The organism is Streptococcus thoraltensis DSM 12221 (genome assembly GCF_000380145.1).
GTDB lineage: Bacteria > Bacillota > Bacilli > Lactobacillales > Streptococcaceae > Streptococcus > Streptococcus thoraltensis.
In genome coordinates this window covers 91,393-117,707 of the sequence record NZ_KB904620.1, presented here as the reverse complement: position 1 = coordinate 117,707, position 26,315 = coordinate 91,393, and the positions used below count along the sequence as shown (strand labels likewise).

The following is a 26,315-nucleotide window of genomic DNA, read 5'->3' as shown; positions in this document are numbered from 1 at the left end:
TAAAAATCATCGAAATCGTCGAAATATGCAAAAAACCAAGTATCAGCACATGGTTTTTACCTAAATTATTAACACAATAATTTTTTCCTAAAATACTATAAAAAAGTTAAATAAAAGGCATCTATTTAAAGAAGTTACGGACTGTTTTGAATTGAGACAAAAACCAAGTTCTTTTTTGAACTTGGTTGCATTGTCTTATTAAAACTGCTCTGGCACTGCTGCTAACAAGTCAGCAATTTTAGAAGCATCTGAACCTCCAGCCATAGCCATGTCTGGTTTACCACCACCACGACCGGCTACGATTGGTGCGAGGGCTTTAATGGTGTTTCCTGCGTGAACTTTTTTAGATTTGCTTGCCACTAGAACATTGACCTTCTCACCAATCTTTGCTGCAAGAACAAGAACATCGGAGTAGTCTTTTTGTTTCCAGTTATCAGCAAAGGTACGAAGGGCACCTGCGTCTGCCACTTCAACCTGTGTAGCAATGTAGCGCAAGCCACTAGCTTCCTTGACATCTTTAAAGACATCTCCTGCTTGTGCTGCTGCTGCTTTTTCTTTGAGTTCAGCATTTTCTTTTTGAAGGTCACGAACTTGTTCGTTAAGGCTATTTACCTTATTTGGAACTTCCTTCAATTGGGGAACTTTAAGAGTTGTTGCAATTGTTTTTAGAGCGTCTTCTTGATCGCGGAAGGCTTGGAAGGCTTCTTTACCAGTAACAGCTAAGATACGACGAGTTCCTGATCCGATACCTTCTTCTTTGACAATCTTGAAGAGTCCAATTTCAGAAGTATTTGATACGTGCGTACCACCACAAAGTTCGACAGAATAATCACCAATGGTAACAACACGGACAACTTTGCCGTATTTTTCACCAAAGAGAGCCATAGCACCCATTTCTTTGGCAGTATCCACATCTGTTTCAACAGTTTTAACTGCAATAGCATTCCAGATTTGTTCGTTGACTTGTGTCTCCAGTTGACGAAGCTCTTCTGGTGTTACAGCTTCAAAGTGTGTGAAGTCAAAGCGTAGAAAGCTCTCTTCGTTCAAAGAACCTGCCTGAGTGGCGTGTTCGCCAATGATATTGTGTAGGGCTGCATGTAGCAAGTGGGTTGCTGTGTGGTTTTTTTCTACTGAGAAACGACGATCTGTATCGATTTCAAGTGAGTAACTTGTACCAGTTGAAAGGCTTGCTAGAACATCAACCGTGTGAAGCGCCTGACCATTAGGAGCTTTTTGAACATCAGTCACTTTCGCAACAATATCACCCTTGTCATTTTTGATAACACCATGGTCTGCTACTTGTCCACCCATTTCTGCATAGAATGGTGTTTTATCGAAAACAAGAAGCGCTTGACCTTCAGAGACAACTTCAGAACGTTCATTATCTACAACGATAACAGAAAGATTTGATTCTAAGTTATTGACGTAGTAAACAAACTCCGACGGTTCTACAATACCAGCGAGGGTTTCATTTTGCATACCCATTGAACCACCTTTGACAACAGCCGCACGCGCGCGGTCTTGTTGCTCTTTCATGGCTGCTTTGAAGCCTTCGTGGTCAATTTTGTAGCCAGCGTCTTCAGCTAGTTCTTCGGTCAATTCGACTGGGAATCCATATGTATCATAAAGTTTGAAGATAGCTTTACCTTCAAGTGTGTCTTTGCCAGCTGCTTTAAGCTCCGTTAAGAGTTCTTCCAAATGACCACTACCAGCATCAATGGTACGAGCAAAAGTCTCCTCTTCACGTTTGACAATTTTTTCAATAAAGTCACGTTTTTCAAGAACTTCTGGATAATAGCTTTCCATGATACGAGCTACAGTTGGTACAAGTTTGTAAAGGAAAGCATCAGTAATCCCCAAACGGCGACCATGCATAACTGCACGACGAAGAAGGCGACGAAGAACGTAACCGCGTCCTTCATTTCCCGGAAGCGCACCATCACCAATAGCAAATGAAAGGGCACGAATGTGGTCGGCAATTACCTTGAAGCTCATGTTATCGCCATCTGGATCGTAGGTTTTACCTGATAAGGCTTCTACTTCATTAATGATGGGCATGAAGAGATCTGTTTCAAAGTTTGTTTTTGCTCCTTGGAAAATAGCTGCCAGACGTTCTAAACCTGCACCCGTATCAATGTTTTTGCTTGGTAATTCTTTGTACTCAGAACGTGGAATTTCAGGATCTGCATTAAATTGTGACAATACGATATTCCAGATTTCGATGTAACGGTCATTTTCCAAATCTTCTTCAAGCAGACGGATACCGATATTTTCAGGATCAAAAGCTTCCCCACGGTCAAAGAAAATCTCTGTGTCTGGACCAGAAGGACCGGCACCTATTTCCCAGAAGTTTTCTTCCAGTGGAACAAGATGATCTGGTTCTACGCCCAAGGCAATCCAACGATTGTAGGAATCCTTATCATCAGGATAGTAAGTAATGTAGAGTTTTTCTTTTGGAAAAGCAAACCATTCAGGGCTTGTTAAGAGTTCAAAGCCCCACTCGATCGCTTCGTCACGGAAATAATCACCGATTGAGAAGTTTCCAAGCATTTCAAACATGGTATGATGACGAGCGGTTTTACCAACATTTTCAATATCGTTAGTACGAATTGATTTTTGAGCATTGGTAATGCGAGGATTTTCAGGAATAACGGAACCATCAAAATATTTTTTGAGGGTGGCTACACCTGAATTAATCCAAAGAAGCGTTGGGTCATTAACGGGAACCAAGTTGGCTGATGGCTCAACAGAGTGCCCTTTTGATTTCCAGAAATCAAGCCACATTTGACGGATTTCTGCTGATGATAAAGATTTCATTACTATCTCCTTTTTTGTGTAGGCTTTTTGGCGGTTTTATTTTCATTCAACTAGTCTATCATGGTTCAAACGTCATTCATTAAACAGAACTAGATGAGGCCTGTGATGCTTCTTGCTCTTTGACATAATCGATTGCTATAACCAAGGAAATGACCAAGTCACTATAGGCTTCATCGTAGATTTCTACGGTATAAGTCGAGGTCAGATGCCATAAATCTTGCCTAATACTAGCAATCTGCTGTCCATCTTTTTGCAAATTAAATGATAGATCCCAGACATTCCCTTTGACATCAATTCCCAGACCTTCAATCTGATAACGAGATTTAAAAAAAGTCCATGATTTCTTGATGGTAAAACAATTCCCATCTGCTAACTTAACCTTAAATTGGGGTAAAAAACTGATTGTTTTCTTTTCAATTCGACTGACTTGTCGCCCTTTCATATCTGTTATCGTAAACGTTTTGGGAATTTTTAGAAAAGAGCCTTCGACTTGATAGGTTGGTATGCCTAAATTATCAGCAATCGTAAATTTACCACCTAAAGACAATAGTTTTTGTTTAACTTGAAAAGTCTTCATAGGATTTCCTCCAAAAAATAAGACAAGTCCACAAAACGAAGGGCGAAAAACCGCGGTACCACCTTCATTCAATGAACTTGTCATTCTCTTTATTATGTCAAATTGTTACAGTAAGTAGCAAATCTTTTAAGTCTCACTGATTCGCAGCAACCATCAGCTTTCTGAAGAAGACTTCTAAAAAATTATTCTCACTGTTTGCATTATAATGTTTTTTCTTCTTTTGGTCAAGAACGACTATTTTGAAGAACTTGACGACGTGTTTGAGTCTGTCGCAGTATACTGTGACAGGATATTACTAAAGCTCTTATCTTTGATTTTTACATTGGCTTTCTCAAGTGTTTTACCAATTACTTGGTTTTGGAAAGTCGCGTCTGATTTTTTCTCGTTAAGAATGGTTTCTGTCAAACGTTTTTTGTACGTTTTCCAATCTGGATTTTTACTTTCTTTTTTGATTGTTTTGACAATATAGTAGTTTGGTTTATAGTTCGTTGTATCAACAACTTTTACAAGTTCTGAAACTTCACCTTCCTTAAGTTTGAAGGCTGCATCTTTAACTTCTTTTGGTAGGGTTGTGTCTGATGAATCAAACTTGTAGTCTACTTTATCAGACTTGGTATTATCCTTAGCAACTTTCGCAAAATCAGCTCCTTCAGCCTTAGCTTTTTCAAGCACTTCCTTAGCTTTTTCTTCAGTATCTAATTTAATAACTTCTGCTGTAGTTTCTGGCGTATAGGCTTGATAAGCTTTTTGATAATTACTGTCTGTTAGCTCCTTCTTAGCGGCTTTTTCAACAGCATACTCAATCATTTTTTTAACTCGAATTTGTTGCTTATAGGTTTTTTCCGTCATACCAGCTGATGTCAGAGCAGCTGAAAAGTTTGAACCGTAGGCATCAACTTGTTCGTTATAGGCTTTAGTGACTTCTTTATCACTAATTTTATCACCGTACTGCTCTTGAAAAACACGATCAAGAACCAATGTAAGCATAGCTTGTCGCCCAGCAGTCGTATCTTTAGCTTGATTGTAAAAGTCTGATACTGTAATGGTATCGCCTTTCATTGTAACAAGATTGTCCTTTGGACTGGCTTCTTGCGAACAAGCAGCCAGTGCTAATACTGACATAAAGGTAACAACACCTGACAACAATTTTGTTTGTTTTTTCATTTTGTGGAACTCCTTTAAAAAGGGAGTCAATCACTTTTGGATTACTCCCACTTTCATTAACATTTTCCATTATAGCATAAGTTAACTTAAATGTGACTTAATCTGATAAGATGACTTCATCCTCATCTTTTCGAAGCATTAATAAACCATCACTCATTGGGATAAGACTAGCCGTTAAGCCGGGATGTTTTAGTGTGCTATCAAAGAGTCGATGTAAACCACGGTAGATTGTTCTCTGACCACGTCTGATCTCTTCAATCGGTTTGGCAATATCTCCTCCTTGGAAAATATCGTCAAAAACAATTATACCACCTTTTTTGACATGCTTAAGAATTTCCGGTAGGAAAACAATATACTTAGATTTAGCTGAATCCATGAAAACAAAATCATAGTCTTGATCCAAATCACTGATTAAATCAACCGCATCACCTTCTAAAAGCCTAATTTGTTTGCGACTGTCATATTTGTCAAAATTTTCCTTAGCCAAGCCAATCATCTCAGGGTTACGATCGATGGTTGTGATTTGCGATTCTGGTGCAAATTCTGCCATTAAAAGTGCTGAAAAACCAATCGCTGTCCCAATTTCTAAAATATGCTTAGGAGCCAAAGACTGCATCAACAAACGAAAGTAAGCTACTACTTCATGTTGTATAATCGGAATATTATGCTCATGGGCAAAAGCTTCAATCTCTGCCAAATGTCCTTGATTTTCTAATAAGTGTGTCCGCATATAATCCACAATTTCTTCCTTAACAATAGGACGTCTCATATTGTGGTTTGCGTTTTCTGAATAACTTTCTACCATAGTTTCAGTATATTTTATGCCTAGACAAATGTCAATCCTGTATTATCGAGACACGACATACGCGCAAAGAGATTATTCAGCTAGTTCTGTGAGTTTATCAGCTAGATAAGCGATGCGCTTGTTAGGAATGTGATTTAAAGTGGACTGATGGATGCTGGTTACTAGTTCTCATTCAGACTTATCAAGAAGGTGACTTGACATCAGAAAAAGCCATGACCAAGTTCCAGTATTGTTCACCAACAAAAGCGTAATTAATCTACAAGATCAACAATATCCGTCAATTTAGTTACCCTATGATTAAACTCATTTTCTGCTTGCGTCAGATTAATTGACTTGATACCAGCATTAAAAGCCAAGGCCATATCAATACTCCTATCGCCTATATAGACCGTTGATTCTCTGGTTAAATGGTATTTTTCCATAAGATAATCCACTGCTTGAGGATGTGGTTTTCGTTTAAAACCATTCGCTGAGGTTACGACCTCTGTAAAATAGTCAAAGATGCCCAATCTCTTCAAAACTGACTCGGTAGTTGCCCCCTTGTGCGTATAGATGATATTTTGAATCCCCTGTTTTCTTGTCCATTCCAAAATCTCTCTAGCTCCTGGCATTAAGACAATACTATCATCACGCGCCGCCTGTTCTATCGATTGCTTTTTCTTTAAACGCTCGAACGAAATACCATGTGTCCTTTCCAGTTCTAATAATAAATCACCAGTAGATTTTTCTAGAATATACTTTTCCACATGAGTAGCATCAAATGGAATTTGAAATGCTCGATAAGTAACCTCCAATGATTCCAGAATAGCTGGATAAGAATCTACTAAAGTGCCATCGAAATCCCATATAAAAGTTGTCTTAGTCATCTTTTTTCTCCAATTTTATTCCATAACGGACAATCCTTTGACCTGTCATCTATTGACTAGGGTAATTCACCCAAGCACAGTGAGATTCTCTAAGCATTCACCAGCCTTATAAACAGTCATCGGCTTGCTTGACTATGTTCATTGGCAGCAATCATTCTTTTGAAATCCCACGTTCTTGATACTTTAATAAAGCAAGCTATAGTAAAGTTGTCATGACTCCTCTTTGCCTGTGTTTCAGTGAGAGGACTTAGCCGATATGAGCTACTTCTCTTGCTAAATCACCTTTTATTATCAAATGAATTAACTTTCAGGCAAAAAACTGAGACGCCGATAGTACTTGATATTCCTTGAATATGAGTACAGCAAGTCGAAAGCGACCGTGTCTCAAAGTGAATTCAAAAAACGATAATTAGCCAACGACCGGAAGTCTCGCCACATCTTCCGCATCTCAAAGCATAGTAGTTGGTTAGTGTTGAGCAATCTGGCTTGTCTGTACCATTTTCCAATGCTTTTACCTTTTGGGCAAATCTTCCAAAATCAATCGTCTGTATTTCCATTGGTTATTACTATTTTCCCATGACATAATCACACTCTATGCCATTATACCAAAGTAACCAGATCAATTTGATTCGACCTAGTTGCTTTGGCATTATTCTTTGAAAAATCGGTAAATAGTGATGGCAGAATCCTGCTTAACCTTCATTTCAATCACTTCTTGTCGTCCGGTCTCAGACTCTAAAATCAAGGACATCTGATGAACTCTCGCGCTAGAAGCGTTACCTTTTCTTCTTTTTTCTAACCAGTCACCAATGATGGCACCTTTTAAGAGATCTTTTCCTATGGTTGCATAAGCTCCAGCACCAGCTACGGCTCCTTTTGATACGCCAGGTCCAATATAGGGTAATGGCGGGCTGAAAACAAGTTTTGTTACCTTAAGCACATCCTTAGGATTTTCTTTAAGATAAAAATAATCGCCTTTCTTTTTAAAAATCGTTATTGGTTTATCTAATTTTTTCAAAACCATAGATTGATCGTTAAACAAACGTCCAAGCATAGCCAATGACTCCTATTTAGCGCCTAGTTTTGCAATTAAGTTTTCCAATTCTTCTAAGCGATCTTCAAAAACGTTGAAAGCCCCTTCTAGATAGTCAGCGCTTGTCATGTCCACGCCTGCTTTAGCAATGACATTTAGTGGATAATCAGAATTACCAGCTTTGAGGTAGTCTAAATAGTTCTCTCGGTCTTGGTCTGTTCCATGAACAATTCTATCTGCTAGGTATGAAGCAGCCGCAAAACCAGTCGCGTATTGATAGACATAGAAATTATAGTAGAAATGCGGTATACGAGCCCACTCAAACTGAATGTCATGATTATCATCAGCTGCTAAGCCATAATATTTTTCATTAAGCGCAGCGTATGTTTTGTTAAGAAAATCACTGGTCAAAACTTTACCTTCTTGGTCAGCCTTGTGGATGGCTAATTCAAATTCTGCAAACTGCGTTTGACGGAAAATCGTTCCTTTAAAGCCATCCAAATAGTGGTTGAGAATCGCAAAGCGCTCTTTATCATCGGTTACTTCTTCAAGCAGTGTTTCTGTCAAGATATTTTCATTGGTCGTTGAGGCAATTTCAGCCAAGAAGATGCTGTAATCCCCATAGACATATGGTTGATTTTCACGTGTAAAGGTTGAATGCAAGCTGTGCCCTGTTTCATGAATTAAGGTATAAAGATTGTCTAAAGTATCTTGCCAATTGAGGAGCATAAAGGCATTGGTATCGTATGAACCACCAGAATATGCCCCCGAACGCTTGCCTTTATTAACATGAGCGTCAATCCAACGTTCTGAAAAGGCGCGGTCAACTCGCTCACTATAATCTTTACCAAAGATAGTCAAAACCTGACGAGATTTTTCAAGGGCTTCTGGATATGTAATAGCCATATCATGATCTGACAGCGGCGTATAAACATCATACATCTTAAGCTCATCAAGACCCAGTAAATCCTGACGTAACTTCATGTAGCGATGTAAGAGCGGCAAATGCTTATTCACAACCGCCAATAAAGTATCATAAACTTCTTCAGGGATAAAATTGGCTGAAAGAGCTGCATGGCGAGCTGATTTATAGCCACGAACTTTTGCCTTATAATTGTGAACCTTAACATTGGTTTGTAAGGTTTTAGCATAGGTGTGTTGGAACTGCTCATAAACACCGTAGTAGGCTTCATAGGCACCTTTACGAACCTCTCGATTTTTAGATTCCATAAGGCTAATAAAGTTGCCATGCGTTAATTCGACAAGCTCTCCCTCATCATTAGTAACCCAAGGATAGGTCACATCAGCGTTGTCAAAGATAGAGAAGGTTTCAGCTGCAGAACCAAAAATTTCAGACGCACCCGCTAATAATTCTTCAGCTTCTTGCGACAAGACATGATCCTTAGCTGCCAATAATTTTTCAAAATAATGATCATAAGAAACAAGTCTAGGCTCTTCTACCTTATAGGCTTCTAACTGCTCTGTAGTCATAGTTAAGAACTCAGGCTCATAAAAGGCATAGGTTTGACTGTAAAGTGATGACAAAGCCGTTGCCTTCGCTTCCATCTCTTGATAGGTTGCAATCGTTGTGTCTTGATCGTTTTTCATAGAAGCGTACACGTATAATTTCTCTAGACGACGCATCAATTCTAGAGAGGTTTCCGTAATATCCAATAAACTTTTAGCTGAATCTAAGAGGTGACCTGCATCGTTTTGAGCAGCTTTCAAATCACTTTCTAAAGCTTGACGCTCTACTTCCCACGCTTGATCCGTCTCAAAAATAGTGCTCAAATCCCAGGTTTCTTCTTGTTTCAAGTGGCTACGATTATCAGTCATTTCATTCTCCTTGTTTGCTTTTCTATCATTTTATCATAAAAGAGGGGAGGGTATAGAGTCTGAGAAGTTTTCAGCCTTTGATTTTTGTAGTAACTCTCAAACTGCTTAAAATAGCGCTCGATTTTTTCAGGTTTTGGATAATTCTGATAATTGATTTGCGGTGGTTTAATTTGTGGGAAGAAAAAGTCAGTTTCCTGCATCAACAAGTTCTCTCCACGCTGATAAGCCAATTCCTGCTCTCTTAACCATTTTGGATTTTTATAAAAAAGTTGTTTTTGAATAAATGTTTGAGGGTCTGCCATACAAGAACAAGTCAAACGAACAACCTTCTTTTTTTGAAAAGGAAAGCGCAACAATGCCATGATATTACCAGAAAAAGAACAGGATTTCGTTAAATAGACAAGTTCTCCATTCAATTTTTCATGGATTAAATAGTGTAATCTTAACTCCTCTTTAGCATTATCCAGCTCCCAAAAGTAAAAGCCAATCCAATCGCTATAAGAGAGAACACTCCTCTGAAATGCCGATAAGCGCTTCTTCAACCACAACTTTTCGCCAAACAACCAAATGGGGTAAAGTCCCTGACTTTGATACGATCTTGTTCTCTCTTGCAACTTCTGAGCGCTGATGGGTGAGCATTGAACTTCCAATACTAATTTAGGAGCAACAAAAATATCTGCTATTTGTTGATATTTAGATAAGTATTTTTCAATTTCAACTGGATAATTCTGAGATAAAGAAGTAAACATCTTAGCTTTCAATGATAAATGTTCAGCTGATTCGTTTTCAAAATTAAATTGACAATTTTGAGTTGATAGATGGGCAAAATGCCATGTTTTAATCGCTCCTTTTTTGAAACGAACAGGTCCCAAACACACCGGACAATAGTATTCCATCCCATTTATGTCATCATCAAATGCCTTTACCAACCGTCCATCAACTGTTTTTGCAATTAACATAACTCCTCCTACCTATCAATACGAAAAAAATGAGAAAAAACTAGACTTACTGCCAGAGGTTTCCCATCTCTCAAACTAATAGCTAGATTAACATTATTTTTAATGCAGCAACTACCGATACCAAGAGCCCAAGGCTAGATTAGCTGATGCACTTTGCTCGCCTCTTATCAAGATAACATTTCTCAAAGCAAAACCTCTAATTTGCAGTATAGTCAAATGAATTAGCTTTCAAAACAAGGAACGGAGGACACGGACAGCACTTGAGTACGACAAGTCAAAAGTGACGATGTATTAAAATTAATTCAAAAGACTATAACATTTCTCAAAGCAAAACCTTTAATTTGCAGTATAGTCAAATGAATTAGCTTTCAGAACAAGGAACAGAGAACACCGGCAGTACTTGATGCTCTTCGAAAAGCAACAGCAGACCTTGTGGACTTGATTTGATGACCTTCAGTTCTATCTGCTATCTGTGTCGCCTAGTCTGCTTTTGCTTTTCATTGAGTATGAGTAGGGCAAGTCGAAAGCAACCATGTAACAAAGTTAATTCAAAAGATGATAAATACTCCAAACGCATGTTAGAAGTTTAATAGGGTGATGGACACATATAACCTAAAGTGTTTTCATTAGCTATCATTTTCAGATAATGATATAATACTAATTAGTAACACATAAAGGAGAATTCAAATGGGACTTTTAGTAGATGGTAAATGGCAAGATAAGTGGTATGACACCAAATCAACAGGTGGTAAATTCGTACGCTCCAAGGCTCAATTTCGCAACTGGGTAACTGCTGATGGTACTGCTGGCCCGACTGGTAAAGCTGGCTTTAAAGCTGAGTCTGGTCGCTACCACCTCTATATTTCCCTCGCTTGTCCCTGGGCAAGTCGGACTCTAATCATGCGCCGATTGAAAGATTTAGAAGAGCATATCTCTCTTTCTATCGTTAATCCCTACATGCTAGAAAATGGTTGGACCTTTGAGGATTATCCTGGTGTCATTTTTGATAGTCTTTTCAAAAGCCAATACATGTACCAAGTGTATTTGAAAGCTGACCCTAACTATTCTGGCCGCGTAACAGTACCAGTCCTATGGGACAAGAAAAACGAAACGATTGTCAGCAATGAGTCCCCTGACATCATTCGCATGTTCAATACTGCCTTTAACGCTATTACCGGAAATACCGACGAGTATTACCCTGAAGAGCTTCGTTCTGACATTGACAACATCAATGCTCTGGTCTATGATAAGGTTAATAACGGAGTTTATAAAACTGGCTTTGCCACGGAACAATCCGTTTATGAAAAAGAATTACTGAACCTCTTTTCTGGGCTCGATTACCTTGAAAATAGACTGGACACTCAAGAGTGGTTGGTGGGTGACCGCATGACCGAAGCAGACATCAGACTTTTTACCACCTTGGTTCGCTTTGATCCCGTTTACTTTGGACATTTCAAATGCAATCTAAAACGCTTAGTTGACTACTCTAACTTGTGGCAATACACCAAACGCATCTACAATCTTCCAGGAATTGCTGATACGGTTGATTTTGACCACATCAAGACCCACTACTATGGTAGCCACAAAACCATCAATCCAAATGGTATTATCCCAGCTGGTCCAGACATCGACTGGACACTATAACCTATCACAAAACCCAGCCTGTTTTTTTCAGACTGGGTTCTTTTTGATTATGCCAATTTGCTGGCTGCTGCTTCATCTACTATGACAATAACGTCATCATGATTTTGAAGAACACTGGCTGGTAAGTCTTCTGTAACAGAACCTTCCACCATCCCTTTAATGGCATCCGCTTTTTCAGATCCAAAAGCTAGTAAAACGATAGTTTTTGAAGCCATGATTGAAGCTATCCCCATTGACATAGCCTGTTTTGGTACATCATCAATACTATCAAAGAAACGACTATTGGCTTCGATGGTTGATGGTGCCAAATCTACAATATGAGTAGTCTCATCAAAAGACGTTCCTGGCTCATTAAAGCCAATGTGACCATTGCGACCTATGCCTAAGATTTGGAAATCAATTGGATTTTCAGCAATAATCCTGTCATAATCCTTGGCTGCCGCTTCTAAGTCTGTCGCCTTACCATTTGGCAAATAAGACATTTTGAACGGTTTGGTATCAAAGAGATGCTCTTTCATAAAATAAGCATAGGATTGGTCACTTGTCTGATCTAATCCGACATATTCATCAAGATTGATGCTGGTCATTTCTGAAAAATCCAAATCAGACTGACGAACTTCTTGATAAAAAGTTTCAGGGGTTGAACCAGTTGCCAAACCCAAGGTTTGGATGCCTTGTGTCATCTTTTCTTTCAAGAGTGTAAAAGCAATTTTGCCACCTTCTTGAGCATTCTTTACAGTAATGACTTTCATTTTAAACTCCTTTGTAATTGGTCTATATCAATTTATAATTTCATTATATGGTATATACCAATTTTTGTCAAGACAAGAATTCTAACCCTCTGACTAAACAAATATAAAAACAAGTGTTACAATAGGAATGCTGTTTCAAGAGACAAGAATAACAAAACATAAAGGAGACCTATGAATACTAAGGATTTTGATTTTGATTTACCTGAAGAACTGATTGCACAGACCCCTCTGGAAAAACGCGATAGTTCAAAACTGCTAGTTTTAGACCCAGTAACCAACGAGATGACAGATACCCACTTTGATCACATCATTGATGAGCTCAATCCTAATGATGCCTTGGTCTTAAATAACACGCGCGTCCTCCCAGCCCGGCTTTATGGCGAAAAGCCTGACACCCATGGGCACGTCGAATTTCTCCTTTTAAAAAATACATCTGGAGATGACTGGGAAGTGCTTGCTAAACCTGCTAAACGTCTCAAAGTTGGCTCAAAAGTAACCTTTGGTGATGGACGCCTCATGGCAGAAATCATCGAAGAACTTGAACACGGTGGTCGTATCGTTCGCTTTTCATATGATGGGATTTTCCTAGAAGTGCTTGAAAGTCTAGGCGAAATGCCACTACCTCCCTATATCCATGAAAAACTAGACGACCGTGACCGCTACCAAACGGTTTACGCCAAAGAAAACGGTTCTGCTGCCGCTCCTACTGCTGGTCTTCATTTCACGCCAGAACTTCTGAAAAAAATCGAAGCCAAGGGTATCAAATTAGTCTATCTCACCCTCCATGTAGGACTTGGAACCTTCCGTCCTGTTTCTGTCGAAAATGTTGATGAACACGAAATGCATTCAGAATTTTACCAACTCAGCCAAGAAGCGGCTGACACTCTTAATCAAGTTAAAGCGGCAGGTGGTCGTGTCGTTGCTGTTGGAACAACATCCATCCGTACACTTGAAACCATTGGTAACAAATTCAATGGCAAGCTAGAGGCAGACTCTGGCTGGACCAATATCTTTATCAAGCCTGGTTACAATTTTTCTGTTGTCGATGCTTTTTCAACTAACTTCCACTTACCAAAGTCCACCTTGGTCATGTTAGTCTCAGCATTTGCTGGTCGTGATTTTATCTTAGATGCCTACAAGCACGCCATTAATGAAAAATACCGTTTCTTTAGTTTTGGGGATGCCATGTTCCTCAAACGTTCTTGCAAAGAAGATTAAAGCTATCAAATTATAGTCAAATGAATTAACTTTTGGACAAGGAACGGAAGGCGCGGAACAGTACTTGAGGACGGCAAGTCGAAGTGACGGTGTATCACAGTTAATTCAAAACATTATAAAAAACGAAGTTGGAAAAAATCAACTTCGTTTTTTGATTCAGTTTATTAGTTTGCTTTTAATCCATTCATGTTAACCCGATGCCATTGGTTAATCACATAGGCAACTTGAGTTAATTGATTATAGCCGTATGGATTGATTTCTTCTGAATTTTCATCAGAACCACCCAAGTAACGGGTATATAAGGCAACCATATAAGGATTTTCTTCTTTGACAATCGCATCAATATTCAAGGCTTCACGAACATATCCTGGTTTTTGATAAACCTGTATTTCAGAAGGTAAGTAGGTTTCATAATATTGACCTGGGAAAGATTGATCGATGTAATAAAGAATATCTTTGTATTTCTTTTGATGACGCCATAGATAGTCGAGCACTTGAATATAGTAATCAGTTGTCGTTTTGTTTCCCTCGCGTTGGATAGTTTTGATTTTTGCTTTAGACTTTCCATAGCGATCCAATTTTTTATATGCCTTTGACATGCCACCTAAACGCTCTGCCAGAGCATATGCCGGTGTGTTCTCCGAATAAACGAGTGAGTATTCCTGCATCTCGGGAATTGTCATGGCACCATTGAAGGCAGCCACATAAGAATCATGCTCTGGTTTATACTCATAGGTCGTATTTGTAATATCAAAGCGTTCTGTCATCGACAGCTTTCCTTTTGCAACCTTGTCAACAACCAACATATTTAGAGGTAACTTATAAGTAGACCCCGCTGTCATTGGCTGTGTATCATTCATTGAATAAGTTTTACCGGTTGTTATATCCTTGTAAGAAAAGGCTATGTTGCTATGATCAATACCTTGAAAATCCATATAAGCCTCAACAACTTCGGGCAAGGTCATATGTGCATAATCAAACGTCAAACCATAAGTTGCCATGATTCCAGAATCTGCTAACTGGGCAGCATCTTTTTCTGCCTGACTTTTCTCAGGAAAATCCTGTTTCTTTGTCTTTGATGCTTTACTTTTCGTTTCTTTCTGGCGACGGCTTGACGATGTTTTAGCAATGCGTTGCGTTTTATCATTTTTTACAGCAAAAAAAGGCTTGATGTAGTCTTCAAAGCCGACAATCACCAACAAGACAAAACTTACTAAAATAGCACCTAATAAAATTTGATTGATACGTTTTAAATTCACAACTTTTCCCCTAACCTCTAATATTATAAAGGAAATTTGACATTTTTCAATTGTTTCGAGGAAATTTTTCAATAAACTATTTAAGATTAATGGACAGCTTTGTCAAAATTATCAGATTTTTCAAATAGCTAAACAAAAAGAGTAGGTTTCCCCACTCTCTTTAAATTATTTAGCAGCTTTGTAAAGTTCGTCAACCTTATTCCAGTTGATGATTTCAAAGAAGGCTTTAATGTAGTTTGGACGGACATTACGGTAGTTAAGGTAATAAGCATGTTCCCAAACATCAAGTCCAAGGATTGGTTTTTTACCTTCCATAAGTGGAGTGTCTTGGTTTGGTGTTGATGTGACCTCGAGTTTACCTTCAGCGTTAACAACTAACCAAGCCCAACCTGAACCAAAGCGTGTTGTAGCTGCTGTAGTGAATTTTTCTTGGAAGGCTTCAAATGAACCGAAAGCTTCATCAATGGCTGCTTTCACATCTTCTGTAATTTCTGTTTTTTCTGGTGAAAGAAGTTCCCAGAAAAGGGCATGGTTAAGATGTCCACCGCCATTGTTGATAAGCGCTTGACGAATGTCTTCAGGAATGCTGTTGACATCTGACAAAAGAGCTTCAAGGTCTTCACCGATTTCAGGGTGTTTTTCCAAAGCAGCATTTGCGTTGTTCACGTATGTCGCATGGTGTTTATCATGGTGAAGAGTCATTGTCTCCGCATCAAATTGTGGCTCAAGTGCATCGTAGGCATATGGAAGTTCTGGTAATGTAATTGCCATGTTAGTACCTCTTTCATTTATTTGATACCTTAATCTTAACCTTTTTTGAGAATGCTTTCAAGAGATTTGCCTATGAAGTTTGTACTACAATTCACAATAAATACACTACCACTGTCTAGCAAAATATAGTCTTTTGCATTCACTTTGCTACATGGTCACTTTCGACTTGCCCTACTTATACTCAATGAAAATCAAAAGCAAAAGCAGACTAGGCGACACAGATAGCAGATAGAACTGTCTTCTTCAAATCAAGTCAACAAGGTCTGCTGTTAATTTTCGAAGAGTAATCAAGTACTGTCCGCGTCTCACTTTCTTGTTCTGAAAGTTAATTCATTTGATTATAAACTCGAAAAACTGGTTTAACAAAGGTCATTTGTTTTGTGCGCTACTCTTATCTCATCTTGACATCTTTGCTGTTTTCATCATTATTTTTAATAAAGCAATATCAAAAAGATAGTCCTTATCAACCAATCCTTGCTTAATGTGATAATCAGCTTCTATCAAGTAGCTGATACTGTTTTGAAGAAATGTCAAACTAAGGTGAGCGGAATCTCGCAAGGCAAATTTTACTTGATAAGGATTGACCTTGCGCCCTAAAATATCTGACAAATCCTGAACAATCTGTTGCTCGGTCTTTCCTCGCTTAGCCAGTATATTAACCTGTAAAAACATACGAAATTGTCCCAGAATAACAGGAATCAACTTGACATCATCTTCTCCTTGCAAGCGTAAATCCTTGACAAGACTTTGGACAGCATCAACCTCACTATTTAACATTAGCTTTGTTAAGTCAAAAATGTTATCCTGAAGGGTTTTAGGAATGGCTTCTTGAATGTCATCAGTCGTGATGGTACCTTGTTTTTTGTAACTTTCTAAAAAAGCCAGATTGTTAAGACTATCTGAAAAATCAAAGTTGGACTTAATCAATAAAGCCTCAAGTGCGGCTTCTTCAAAATGAAGATTATGTTTTTGTGCGTAATGCTGAAGATAGGCACTCAGTTCCTGGTCTTTTAAAGGTGCGGCTTCAAAAAGGCGACTATCTCGCTTTAAACGTTTGGTCAAACGGCTCCGTCCATCTAGCTTTCCAGGAGCAAAAATGACCAATCGCGTTGTTTCCACAGGATTTTCAACATAGGCCTCAAATTGCTTCAACTCCTTGTCAGAGAGATAGGATTTGTTGGCAGTTGTGATGTCTAAAAAATGATCTAAAAGGACGACTTTTTCTTCTGCAAAAAAAGACAGACTCTCTAAATCTAAAGCGGCGTCACTGTAAGGCACCATGCTTAAATCAAAATAAGTCATATTCAAATCTGAAGAATCATAGCCTATCTGTGTTAAGAATAGCTCCTTTAGTTGAGTATATTGACCCAAGTCTTCACCTGTGATTAACGTAATCAAGGGGAGATTTTTTAAGGTTAGGGTTTCCATTTCTTCCATTGCAATCATAGACACATTGTAACATATTTTTTAATAAGACTTACTATTTCTAACAGCAGTTACAAATCAGCTCCAAGGCAAAACATTATTATACACATCATTAAACTTAGCACAATAGCGGTCACTTCACCCGGACACAATCAACACAAATATGAATCTCTCTATGCTCAATAAGACTTCCATGTCACAGTATTTTGCTTAAAATAATGTGCTGTTTTTGATTGACAATTATTTTTAAGTTAATGAAAAGCTATTGAAGTGACGTATGAGTAATGAAATACGGCTAGTATAAATGTGACCCAAAAAAGAATATCAATGTCTTTACTCTTTGAAATGTTTTACCCTGTTCTTATGACAGTGGAATACCCTATTTGTAAGCATTAGTTTGTACCAACATCAAAGTCAAAGATGTGTAAGGCAAAAATAGTTCATGCGAAGCAGTGATTTTGTCAGCTTAGTTCTGCGAAATGAAGCTTCCTGATAAAAGCTAAGCAGTCGGTAAATAAAGACCACTTGACTGCCTCTTAAAACGAATAACACTTATCTAATGGGGCTAAATTATAGTCTTTTAACTATATTCATGCACCCGACAGACTACGAGCAGCCACACGAATATATCGTCAAATGAATTAACTTTCAGAACAAGAAAGTGAGACGCAGACAGTACTTGGTACTCTTCGAAAATCAAAAGCAGATCTTGTGGACTTGATTTAATGAAGACAGTTCTATCTGCTATCTGTGTCGCCTAGTCTGCTTTTGCTTTTCATTGAGTATAAGTAGGGCAAGTCGAAAGTGACCATGTATCAAAGCTACTTCAAAAGGCTATAAAAAAAGAAGCTAGGTAGCCTTGATATGAACTGCTCCCTGTCAAGTGGCTAGTGAAAGAATAAACATGTCACTGAAAGCTCTAAAGGGAGCAGTTCACTTTGGCACTGCTTCTTGCTTTTAATATTTTTTAGTAGTAATTACAGTTAGTAGTTGTCTAACGGTTCTTTTGTTTTGTGGACAATCTTTCCTGTTCGTGCATCAATGTCGTAGCTGTGTTCTTCATTGGTAGCTGGATTATCAAATTCGATCTCATAGTACAAATTACCATTCTTGGTGTCTTCTTCCGTTTCCAAATTAGTAATCTGGTCTTCTGTTAGACCGGCATCTTTTAACGCAATTTTGTTCGCATCAGCAGCACTGATGTTGGCAGAAGATGAGGAAGCGGTTGATGTTTTTGAAGTTGACGAAGTGTCTGCAGTCTCACTTTCTAAAGCTCTAGATGAGGACTGCTTTAGGTTTGACAATTCAGCATCTCGTGTAATGATGTCACCTGTCTTTCCATCAATTGTGTATTCGTACTCGCCATCTACAGTGGTTAAATCAATTTCATAGACTGCCATACCATCATCAAGACTTTTTTCAACCGTTGTTCTTGTGATGTCTTTAGCTTTTAGATTGGCATCTGTCATCGCTGTTTTCTTGGCTGTTGATTCTGAAACCTTAAATTGTGATTGCTGATAAACAAAGTATCCACCAAATCCTACTCCTAAAATGACTAAGAAAGCCATCGCAAAACGAATTAATTTTTTCATAACTATTCCTCTTTTCTTATATATGATACCCTTAGTATACAAGAGATTGCTTTAAAATGTTGGGAAATTTTGGGGTAAAGTTGTGGCAAAATTGTGGCAAAGACTAATCACTGTGGAAGATAAAGAGTAAAGCGAGTTTCTTGCTGATTTGAAGAGACTATAATATCACCTCCGTGCTGACTCACAATCTCCTTAGCGATAGCCAGACCAATGCCAAAATGACCTGATTCCCCTTTATAAAAACGATCAAAAATATGAGGAAGATCTTTCTGAATAATTGGAGGACCATCATTTGCAATACTAATCCTTAGACTGTGAGAAGATAGCTCATAGCTAATGCGGATGGTTCTTTTAGCGTAACGAATAGCATTGCTAATAATCGTTGAAAGAGCTCTGTCTAGCAAGTCTTCATCGGCAATAATATCAAAATGACCTGCTGGAAATTCATGTAGCAAGATTAGATTAGCTGATTTTATCTGATGTTCAAAACGCCAAGAAATATCATAAAGAAAGTCGTTAATGGCAAAACGCTCTAGCGTCAAGTTATCACTTTGAACTTCTAAACGTGATAGGGTTAAAATGTCATCAATCAAGTGCGACATTTTTTGACTTTCTTGGTAAATAGTTTCAGCTGCTAATGAAGAATCTGTTAAAAGACCTGCTTTTAGCCCTTCAGCATAACCTTTAATGGACGTTAAGGGGGTGCGCAATTCATGTGATGCGTTTTGGAAAAAGATTTTTTGACTTTCTTGATGGCGACTAATCAAGTCATCCATGCGAGTCGCTGCCTGCCCTAATTCCTGAAATTCCTGATAACGCAACATCGGCTCCGTGCGTTCCTCGGACCTCTCACCAATAGCCGCTAAATAGTAGCTTAGCTTCTGAAAATCTTTTTGAGTTTTCCTAGCAATGGATTGAACGAAAACTAATAGCATTAAAGCACTTAGCAATAGCAAAATCCCTAAAATAATGTTGACACCTATCAACCAATCTTGAATGGGAGTAATATTAGCAAAAGCGATGACATAGTAAGTCTGCGCTTGATGTCGTTGCGTTCTATCGATATGATCACCAGCCAGCTTGCCAAAATATTTTTGTAACCTAATAGTGTAGCTCTCATCATCGACTCTCACCAGACCTGAACGTTTACTAAGACGGCTCTGAACTTGACGGTCCAAAACAATTTTCTTCTCATCGTCTGTCTCGTCATCATCCTTGTCAACCGACCAGAAGCGCTGTCGTCTCTCAACGTAATCTGTTAGTGCTTCAATCAATTCTTCATCTTCCTGGTGCGACAGGCTTTCAGAGACATATACTGGTTTAAACTGCTTATCCATAATGAGATATGACGTCCCCACCAGTGCTTCTGATTCTAGTTTTACTTTTTCTGACCGGTAAAGAATATCTAAACGGTTGAATTGCGACTGAATCGCAGAGCGAGTCTGGGTATTCACCAACCGCGTTACTGCAATGTTAAATCCTAGAAATAGGAGTAAAAAGGTCCCAGCAATAACTAAAAAGGGCCGTTTTAAGAGAATAGCCCTTAAACTTGGTGCTTTAGGAGACTTCTTTTTTAGACAATTTGAAGCCATATCCCCAAACCGTTTCAATAATGACATGACTGTCCACCTGCCTTAATTTTTGACGTAATCGTTTAATCGTATCATCTGTCACTCGTGTCTCCACGTCGCTATCAATCCCCCAAACCTCATCAAGTAACTGTTCTCTAGAAACAGAACGGTTTGGCTCTGTTAGAAGGAGCTTCATGACTTTATATTCTGTGTTCGTTAAACTGATAATGTGATCCTTTATCATTAGCTGAGGAGGAGCGCTCATAAGACGTAATCCTTCAAAACTTAGTTCTGTAACCGTTGTTGTAAAAGGCTGTCTAGCTAGGATTGCTTTAATTCTAAGTGCTAACTTGATGGGAGAAAAGGGTTTGGTAAAATAATCATCTATCCCTGTCTTGAATCCATCAATATAATTTTGATCAGAATCCAACGCAGTCAATAAAAAGATGGGTACTTGGGAAACTTGCCTGATTTTTCTAGCAATACTAAAACCATCGGTACCTGGCATCATAACATCTAAAACAACAAGGTCAGCCTGCCTTTCCATAAAAGCTAATAAGAGCTGATCACCCGTCTCAAAGGTTTTGACGTCCATATCTTCCTTTTGTAAAAACGTCTTGATTAAGTCACGAATGGACTTTTCGTCATCAGCTACATAGATTGTATACATGATTGCTCCTCATCTTTCTATCAAAATCGTCAGTCGCTGTTTTATTTCTCACTCATCTTTCCAACCACTAGCCTAGCTAGGCTAACCTGAAAGAATATCACAAAGCCAGGAAATCTTAGAAGTCTCTGTTACTAACTAAAGCAAGTATTAGCATCAAGGTGAGACACACGACATCACCTTTAAATAGCATCTCCCCCTCAAGTTCTTTTTAGGCTTATGTTATAGTCAAATGAATTAACTTTCAGAACAAGGAGTTGAGACGCGGACAGTACTTGATCCTTTTCGAAAATCAAAAGCAGACCTTTTGGGCTTGATTTGATGAACTTCAATTATGAACTTCAGTTCTATAGGTATCAGCATCGCCTAGTCTGAGTTTGATTTTCATTAAGTATGAGTAGGGCAAGTCGAAAGTGATGCTGTATCAAAGTGAATGCAAAAAGCTATATTTTCTTTTTGAAACGTCTCACCTCTCTGGCAACCAACTTCTGACGACTTGTTTGATTAATACTATACTTGCCCTTAGCATTAAAATAACTCCGCTCATAATCTTCTTTCACCATAACTAACCAATGACGACGGCGATTAGGCGCTCGAAATCCTCGTGTAACCTGCTTACGAAACATAGGATCATGCCTTCGGACAGGATCGACATCTAATTGCCAGTGTCTCTTCCCCTTTGTTCCATAGTTAAAGCTAGCCCCATTGACAATACCATTTTCAGTCACTACTTCAGCATCATTCTCATTTAAAAAATTCCCCTTACTATCAAGAATAAATTCCGTATGAAAGCCCATCAAAACCTTAATATTAGCAGAACGTTCTTGATCAGGGTAAATCACCTGACCATCTTGAATGGCTATTTTATTATGAAGTCGTGAAGACTCCCTAAGTGTGTAGTCACCCTTGCAAAACAACTTTGCTCGCTTCTTATCTTTCAAATAAAACGCTAGCGCATCTCGATCGGTCATTCCTGTTTTTTTAAAATGCTCTCGAACAAACTGAGCTTGATGACTCGAAATAATATAACGAAACTGATGCAAACGCCTTTCCAAATCTCCTGCCTGAGCGAGACTACTCTCTGGAAAAGCTTTAGCAACCAAGGCTGCAAAATCATACCAAAAAGGCGCATCTGGTGCTAAATCCAAACTGATTTTCTGAACCAACTGTTTATTTTCTCTAACTTTTCCGACTAAATCACTCGGCATATTAATTAAATTTAGAAAGGCTTCTAAGCGTTCCTTAGGAGACATTAATGTCTGGCTTTTCTTCCAGAAACGATTAAAAAAATGCCCTCCAACTGTCAAGTCCACTCCTTCTGTAATCGCTTCATTGAAATGCACCAGCAACACTTCAGCCCACCCCTGTTGCCTTAATTCTTCTTTTGTCACTATCATAGTCATGTTTCTATTCTAGCAAAAATATAACGATAACGGCAGTGATAGGACTTCACCTGATTATATAAATCACGTTACTCAATTAACATCAAGATATGTTCTCTAGTTACCTAATTTAAAAATAACACATTCCAACCGTTCTTCTCGTTACTTCTACCCAAAAAGAATCTCTGTTGTAAGAATAAGCAGAGCTGCCATTCATAGTAACAGTGATCATTTATTTTCCTTAGTACTGTAAGACATGACTGAGTCGTAACAAATCATAACAATAATTCACTCAAGTTTATATCATGCTACGCCTTGCAGTCTATAAAACAAAAAAGCAACCGCAAGTGATTTCTACAAAACCACATGCGATTGCCTTAAAGCATAATCTTATAAGGTATAGAATGTTGTGACTGCTAGTAACCCAAAGACAGAATGCTTCTTACAGATTATTATGATATCTTACTTTCAAAGTAACTATATCAGGTGTTTTTCATATAATCATTTCACCATCAAAAAGAGTAAAATTCCATTTATAATGATTTCTCTTTGCTTTCTTGAAAGATAAAATTCTATCAGGGATTAAAAATCGGTTACTAACTTAAAAACTTTTTCTTTCTGATTTGTTAAATAATAAACTAAATTTTCTGTTGAGATTCGTTGCAGCTCTTTGATTGAAGTTGAAGAATAAAAGGCTACATGCGGTGTTATCAAAACATTTGTCCGTCCTACCAATGGATGATTAGCTAAGTCTGGTGTTTCATCGCTGAGTAAATCCAATCCAGCACCTTTTAATAATTCTTTATCCAAAGCCATTATTAAATCTTCCTCAACAATACTACCTCCTCGACCCATATTGATAAAATAAGGATTTTTTTTCATACGCTCAAAAAGTTCATAGTCAAAAAAATTTATATTTGTTGGGTTAAGATTCATATGATTACTGATTATATCAGATTGTACTAAAATTTCTTCTTTAGAAACCTGTTTCACTCCCATTTCATCCGCTTCACTTGAGTAGTCAATGATATCACATACCAATACCTTCATTCCCAAGCTGTGCGCTAATTGTGCTACTTTTTTCCCAATTTTACCAAAACCAAAAATCCCCAAAGTCATTTCACTAAGACGCTTATTTGGTTTTGCTGCATCATAACGCCATAAATGGTTCACATCAATATCTTTTTCATATTGTTTTAAATTTTTCACTAATGATACCAATAATGCAATTGTAAATTCAGCAACGTCAACAGTGGCATACTCACCTACTGGACAAACTGCCACATTATAACGTTTTGCAATCTCTAAATCAACATTATCGTATCCTGTGGCATTATTTGAAATAATCTTGAGTTTTTTTGCACGTTTAAAAAAGTCTTCATCTAATTGAATAAATGCTGTTAATAGTGCATCAGCATCTTCCATAAGCTTCAAGAATTTCTCACGGTTCCCATCACTATATTCATGAATAATAACTTCACACTGTCCTAGACCCTTTAACAGTATTTCTCTCTCATAATCGTGAGTAGGCATCATTGAATCTGGATAATCTGAAATAACAATTTTCATTTATATCCTCCATTTTATCTAAGCGCGCTCTACAGGATAAGTCATACAGTGAGGTCCTCCCCCAGCTTTCAAGATTTGCTCTAGCGGTAATTTGATAACTTCTATACCTGCGGCTTCCATTGCCTCATTAACACTCTTATTATTTTCAATACCCAGCACTTTTCCATTGCCAAGTGCCTGAACATTACAACCATGTTTAAACACTAGTTCAGTTGGGACATGAATAATCTTGAAATCACGACGTTTTAACATTTCCAAAAACCAATATGGTAACTCATCTGTTGCCGCAATACAAACTTTTTCACTTACAATATTGAAAATCATATCTAAATGTAAATTAGATGGTGGCGCAGGAACACCGACAACTGTGTAACCAAATTTTTCCAACTGTTCACGGAGATTATCTACACCAGCTTTGTCTGTACGATCTACCAACCCAAAAGCTAAAGTGTGTTCGTCGATCATCCAAAAATCACCGCCTTCAAAACAACCAGCATTACAGCGAGCGATAATTGGAACACCAAGTTCTTCTAGTTTTTTCTCATAGATTTCTGTTTCTTTCTGTCTCGCAGGATGACGAAAACGTCCAATAATGGCACCTTCCTTTACCATCGCACCAAAATCACGAGCAAACGTCTGCACTTCTAATTCTGGAAAACTATCTACTTCAATAACTTCTACACCTTCATTCTTATACGCATCCACTAATGTTTGCCACTCTGCAACCATACGTTCGTTTTGTTCTGTCTCACCCTTATCCATCCAACTCTTGGTGATTTCGTTAATAGCATTAAATTTATAATAACGAGGGGAACATACGAGTACTTTTTTTAAAGGGTTAGTTGCGTTTGAAACGTAATGTTTTTTAGTCATTTTCTATCCTCCTATTGAAATCAACATAACTTGTAACAATAATAATCCACAACAAACAACAAAGAAAATTGCTGCGTATTTCCAAGTAGCTTTAAGCCACGAACCATAATCAACATGTACTGCTTGTGTACATGTCATAACAATAATTGATGTGGGTGCAAACAGTTTGACAAATCCAAGTGCTAAGTTATAAATAACAACCATCGAACTCTCTGAGACGCCTGAAAAGACAGCTAATGGCGCCATAATAGACATTGTTGCAGCTGCAAGACCAGTAGAACTCGGAATAAAAAGGGCCATCACAATGTAGACTAGGAAACATACTAATACAAAAGCAACTGGGGGTAAATTGCCTAGTGTATTAGAACTAGCATCTAATATTGTCGCAGTAATATTACCTTCGGTCATTAAAACTTGAATTCCCCGTGCTAAAGGTACAATAAAAGCAGTTGAAACGAGAGCTGCTGCTCCTTTTATTAAAATTTGAATACTCTTATCAAAAGAATATCCCATAATGGCACCCACTGCTAGAGTCATAACAATTAAAAGTCCATTTACTTCATTGAAATACCAATCTCCAAGAGGAACTAAATTACTTCCTAAAATTTTACCTAAAATAGGGGAATTATTGAGCCAGTTAGTAATATCCACAAAAAATGTAAATTTTTCATTTAATGCTGTCCAGGGAATCAAAGATATAATCATAATCACAAAGGTTAATACAAAGATCGCTAATACTTTGCGTTGCTTACTATCTAACTCTAACGCTTCTTCTTCTTTTGAAAATTCAGCTAAGTCTTGTTCATGTCTAAAATACTGAACTGACTTTTGAGGATTTTCTTTTATAGATTTTGCATAGCGACAAATCATAAAGGAACTAAGTGATAATAAGATTATAAAAATTAAACTTCTAAAAAGAATTCCTTCACCTGGACTAATCCCTGCAATACCTGAAGCGATACCTGTTGAAAATGGATTGATGATAGAAGCTGCACATCCAGCCTGCGTGCCAAAAATAACAATCATTAAAGCAACTATAGTATCCATTCCTAAAGCTAAAATAATAGGGACAAACATTAAAAGATAAACAAAACCTTCCTCATAAGCACCTTGTACTGTACCAAAAATACCCATTATAAAGGTTAATACTGTAATTAAAAAATAGTAATTTTTTTGACACTTCTTAGCAACACTCTTTAAAGCGATTTTGGCAGTTCCAGTCGAGTCCATCATCTCTAAAAATGAACCAAACAGCATAACATTTAAAGAAATAGTTATAGCGCCAGCAACTTTATCATTACCAACCATCCCAATAATTGGTGCCATAATAACGTTCCACAAACCTTGTGGATTGGCTTTTACAGTATGGTAAGTTCCCCCAATAGACCGACCCGCATCATCTAAATTATACTGCCCACCTGGAATTATCCAGGTTAACAGTGATACTAATACTAGCACTATAAAAATAATAACATAGGTATTTGGAGACTTAAATTGTCTTTTGTTTCTCTTTGTTTTCATCTTACTACCTCGAA

General features: G+C 37.9%; 21 protein-coding genes. 2 read left to right on the top strand and 19 right to left on the bottom strand.

Features of this window, described 5'->3' with window-relative positions:
- Window positions 1-198 precede the first annotated feature (198 nt).
- The 8 genes from alaS to A3IA_RS0108620 form a co-directional block, all read right to left on the bottom strand.
- The gene (alaS, locus tag A3IA_RS0108655; RefSeq protein ID WP_018380930.1) at window positions 199-2,817 is read right to left on the bottom strand and encodes an alanine--tRNA ligase; all 2,619 of its coding nucleotides are present in this window, start codon (window positions 2,815-2,817) and stop codon (window positions 199-201) included.
- 79 nt (window positions 2,818-2,896) lie between these two features.
- Entirely contained in the window at window positions 2,897-3,394 is a 498-nt protein-coding gene (locus tag A3IA_RS0108650; protein WP_018380929.1) for an LURP-one-related/scramblase family protein, read from the bottom strand.
- A 234-nt stretch (window positions 3,395-3,628) separates the two neighbouring features.
- Window positions 3,629-4,558: a peptidylprolyl isomerase PrsA gene (gene prsA, locus A3IA_RS0108645; RefSeq protein ID WP_018380928.1), complete on the bottom strand. Its 930-nt coding sequence runs from the start codon at window positions 4,556-4,558 to the stop codon at window positions 3,629-3,631.
- Between the two features lie 97 nt (window positions 4,559-4,655).
- A complete protein-coding gene (locus A3IA_RS0108640; protein ID WP_018380927.1) occupies window positions 4,656-5,363 on the bottom strand; it encodes an O-methyltransferase in 708 nt (235 codons plus the stop codon).
- A gap of 251 nt (window positions 5,364-5,614) precedes the next feature.
- On the bottom strand, window positions 5,615-6,229 hold the full coding sequence (locus A3IA_RS0108635; RefSeq protein WP_018380926.1) for an HAD-IA family hydrolase: 615 nt from the start codon (window positions 6,227-6,229) through the stop codon (window positions 5,615-5,617).
- 649 nt (window positions 6,230-6,878) lie between these two features.
- On the bottom strand, window positions 6,879-7,283 hold the full coding sequence (locus tag A3IA_RS0108630; RefSeq protein ID WP_018380925.1) for a hypothetical protein: 405 nt from the start codon (window positions 7,281-7,283) through the stop codon (window positions 6,879-6,881).
- Between the two features lie 12 nt (window positions 7,284-7,295).
- Complete coding sequence (gene pepF / locus A3IA_RS0108625) at window positions 7,296-9,098, bottom strand: oligoendopeptidase F (protein ID WP_018380924.1); 1,803 nt, start codon at window positions 9,096-9,098, stop codon at window positions 7,296-7,298.
- Window positions 9,095-10,057, bottom strand: coding sequence for a competence protein CoiA (locus A3IA_RS0108620; protein ID WP_018380923.1), 963 nt, complete (start codon window positions 10,055-10,057; stop codon window positions 9,095-9,097). The genes pepF and A3IA_RS0108620 overlap by 4 nt, the downstream gene beginning before the upstream one ends.
- Window positions 10,058-10,744: 687 nt before the next feature.
- Here A3IA_RS0108620 and A3IA_RS0108615 point away from each other — a divergent pair.
- Window positions 10,745-11,701: a glutathione S-transferase family protein gene (locus A3IA_RS0108615; RefSeq protein WP_018380922.1), complete on the top strand. Its 957-nt coding sequence runs from the start codon at window positions 10,745-10,747 to the stop codon at window positions 11,699-11,701.
- Window positions 11,702-11,748: 47 nt separating this feature from the next.
- Here A3IA_RS0108615 and nagB read toward each other — a convergent pair whose 3' ends face one another.
- Window positions 11,749-12,453 (bottom strand): glucosamine-6-phosphate deaminase, encoded by a 705-nt coding sequence (nagB, locus tag A3IA_RS0108610; protein ID WP_018380921.1) that lies wholly within the window; start codon window positions 12,451-12,453, stop codon window positions 11,749-11,751.
- 171 nt (window positions 12,454-12,624) lie between these two features.
- Here nagB and queA point away from each other — a divergent pair, with 171 nt between their 5' ends.
- The gene (queA, locus tag A3IA_RS0108605) at window positions 12,625-13,671 is read left to right on the top strand and encodes a tRNA preQ1(34) S-adenosylmethionine ribosyltransferase-isomerase QueA (protein ID WP_018380920.1); all 1,047 of its coding nucleotides are present in this window, start codon (window positions 12,625-12,627) and stop codon (window positions 13,669-13,671) included.
- Between the two features lie 164 nt (window positions 13,672-13,835).
- Here queA and A3IA_RS0108600 read toward each other — a convergent pair whose 3' ends face one another.
- The 10 genes from A3IA_RS0108600 to A3IA_RS0108555 all read right to left on the bottom strand — a co-directional run bounded on the left by A3IA_RS0108600 (window position 13,836) and on the right by A3IA_RS0108555 (window position 26,301).
- On the bottom strand, window positions 13,836-14,930 hold the full coding sequence (locus A3IA_RS0108600) for a serine hydrolase (RefSeq protein WP_018380919.1): 1,095 nt from the start codon (window positions 14,928-14,930) through the stop codon (window positions 13,836-13,838).
- Between the two features lie 165 nt (window positions 14,931-15,095).
- Window positions 15,096-15,701 carry a superoxide dismutase SodA gene (gene sodA, locus A3IA_RS0108595; RefSeq protein ID WP_018380918.1) on the bottom strand — a complete coding sequence of 202 codons (606 nt, stop codon included), beginning with the start codon at window positions 15,699-15,701 and terminating at the stop codon, window positions 15,096-15,098.
- Window positions 15,702-16,097: 396 nt separating this feature from the next.
- On the bottom strand, window positions 16,098-17,147 hold the full coding sequence (holA, locus tag A3IA_RS0108590) for a DNA polymerase III subunit delta (protein ID WP_026217646.1): 1,050 nt from the start codon (window positions 17,145-17,147) through the stop codon (window positions 16,098-16,100).
- 962 nt (window positions 17,148-18,109) lie between these two features.
- Entirely contained in the window at window positions 18,110-18,718 is a 609-nt protein-coding gene (locus tag A3IA_RS0108585) for a PepSY domain-containing protein (RefSeq protein ID WP_018380916.1), read from the bottom strand.
- 107 nt (window positions 18,719-18,825) lie between these two features.
- Window positions 18,826-20,337 carry a sensor histidine kinase gene (locus A3IA_RS0108580; RefSeq protein WP_026217645.1) on the bottom strand — a complete coding sequence of 504 codons (1,512 nt, stop codon included), beginning with the start codon at window positions 20,335-20,337 and terminating at the stop codon, window positions 18,826-18,828.
- The gene (locus tag A3IA_RS0108575; protein ID WP_018380914.1) at window positions 20,276-20,959 is read right to left on the bottom strand and encodes a response regulator transcription factor; all 684 of its coding nucleotides are present in this window, start codon (window positions 20,957-20,959) and stop codon (window positions 20,276-20,278) included. Before A3IA_RS0108575 ends, A3IA_RS0108580 begins: the two co-directional genes overlap by 62 nt.
- Window positions 20,960-21,399: 440 nt before the next feature.
- A complete protein-coding gene (locus A3IA_RS0108570) occupies window positions 21,400-22,359 on the bottom strand; it encodes a DUF3114 domain-containing protein (protein ID WP_244862340.1) in 960 nt (319 codons plus the stop codon).
- 561 nt (window positions 22,360-22,920) lie between these two features.
- The gene (locus A3IA_RS0108565) at window positions 22,921-23,907 is read right to left on the bottom strand and encodes an NAD(P)-dependent oxidoreductase (protein WP_018380912.1); all 987 of its coding nucleotides are present in this window, start codon (window positions 23,905-23,907) and stop codon (window positions 22,921-22,923) included.
- 18 nt (window positions 23,908-23,925) lie between these two features.
- On the bottom strand, window positions 23,926-24,780 hold the full coding sequence (locus tag A3IA_RS0108560; protein ID WP_018380911.1) for a dimethylarginine dimethylaminohydrolase family protein: 855 nt from the start codon (window positions 24,778-24,780) through the stop codon (window positions 23,926-23,928).
- 3 nt (window positions 24,781-24,783) lie between these two features.
- Window positions 24,784-26,301 (bottom strand): YfcC family protein, encoded by a 1,518-nt coding sequence (locus tag A3IA_RS0108555; protein WP_018380910.1) that lies wholly within the window; start codon window positions 26,299-26,301, stop codon window positions 24,784-24,786.
- Window positions 26,302-26,315 lie beyond the last annotated feature (14 nt).

What these genes read in the sequence shown, in the direction of transcription:
- A3IA_RS0108565 (WP_018380912.1), bottom strand. Translation starts at nt 23,907, where the DNA reads ATGAAAATTGTTATTTCAGATTATCCAGATTCAATGATGCCTACTCAC.
- A3IA_RS0108560 (WP_018380911.1), bottom strand. Translation starts at nt 24,780, where the DNA reads ATGACTAAAAAACATTACGTTTCAAACGCAACTAACCCTTTAAAAAAA.
- A3IA_RS0108585 (WP_018380916.1), bottom strand. Translation starts at nt 18,718, where the DNA reads ATGAAAAAATTAATTCGTTTTGCGATGGCTTTCTTAGTCATTTTAGGA.
- alaS (WP_018380930.1), bottom strand. Translation starts at nt 2,817, where the DNA reads ATGAAATCTTTATCATCAGCAGAAATCCGTCAAATGTGGCTTGATTTC.
- A3IA_RS0108635 (WP_018380926.1), bottom strand. Translation starts at nt 6,229, where the DNA reads ATGACTAAGACAACTTTTATATGGGATTTCGATGGCACTTTAGTAGAT.
- sodA (WP_018380918.1), bottom strand. Translation starts at nt 15,701, where the DNA reads ATGGCAATTACATTACCAGAACTTCCATATGCCTACGATGCACTTGAG.
- A3IA_RS0108640 (WP_018380927.1), bottom strand. Translation starts at nt 5,363, where the DNA reads ATGGTAGAAAGTTATTCAGAAAACGCAAACCACAATATGAGACGTCCT.
- queA (WP_018380920.1), top strand. Translation starts at nt 12,625, where the DNA reads ATGAATACTAAGGATTTTGATTTTGATTTACCTGAAGAACTGATTGCA.
- A3IA_RS0108575 (WP_018380914.1), bottom strand. Translation starts at nt 20,959, where the DNA reads ATGTATACAATCTATGTAGCTGATGACGAAAAGTCCATTCGTGACTTA.
- A3IA_RS0108615 (WP_018380922.1), top strand. Translation starts at nt 10,745, where the DNA reads ATGGGACTTTTAGTAGATGGTAAATGGCAAGATAAGTGGTATGACACC.
- A3IA_RS0108630 (WP_018380925.1), bottom strand. Translation starts at nt 7,283, where the DNA reads ATGCTTGGACGTTTGTTTAACGATCAATCTATGGTTTTGAAAAAATTA.
- nagB (WP_018380921.1), bottom strand. Translation starts at nt 12,453, where the DNA reads ATGAAAGTCATTACTGTAAAGAATGCTCAAGAAGGTGGCAAAATTGCT.
- holA (WP_026217646.1), bottom strand. Translation starts at nt 17,147, where the DNA reads ATGATTGCAATGGAAGAAATGGAAACCCTAACCTTAAAAAATCTCCCC.
- A3IA_RS0108580 (WP_026217645.1), bottom strand. Translation starts at nt 20,337, where the DNA reads ATGTCATTATTGAAACGGTTTGGGGATATGGCTTCAAATTGTCTAAAA.
- A3IA_RS0108650 (WP_018380929.1), bottom strand. Translation starts at nt 3,394, where the DNA reads ATGAAGACTTTTCAAGTTAAACAAAAACTATTGTCTTTAGGTGGTAAA.
- prsA (WP_018380928.1), bottom strand. Translation starts at nt 4,558, where the DNA reads ATGAAAAAACAAACAAAATTGTTGTCAGGTGTTGTTACCTTTATGTCA.
- pepF (WP_018380924.1), bottom strand. Translation starts at nt 9,098, where the DNA reads ATGACTGATAATCGTAGCCACTTGAAACAAGAAGAAACCTGGGATTTG.
- A3IA_RS0108555 (WP_018380910.1), bottom strand. Translation starts at nt 26,301, where the DNA reads ATGAAAACAAAGAGAAACAAAAGACAATTTAAGTCTCCAAATACCTAT.
- A3IA_RS0108620 (WP_018380923.1), bottom strand. Translation starts at nt 10,057, where the DNA reads ATGTTAATTGCAAAAACAGTTGATGGACGGTTGGTAAAGGCATTTGAT.
- A3IA_RS0108570 (WP_244862340.1), bottom strand. Translation starts at nt 22,359, where the DNA reads ATGACTATGATAGTGACAAAAGAAGAATTAAGGCAACAGGGGTGGGCT.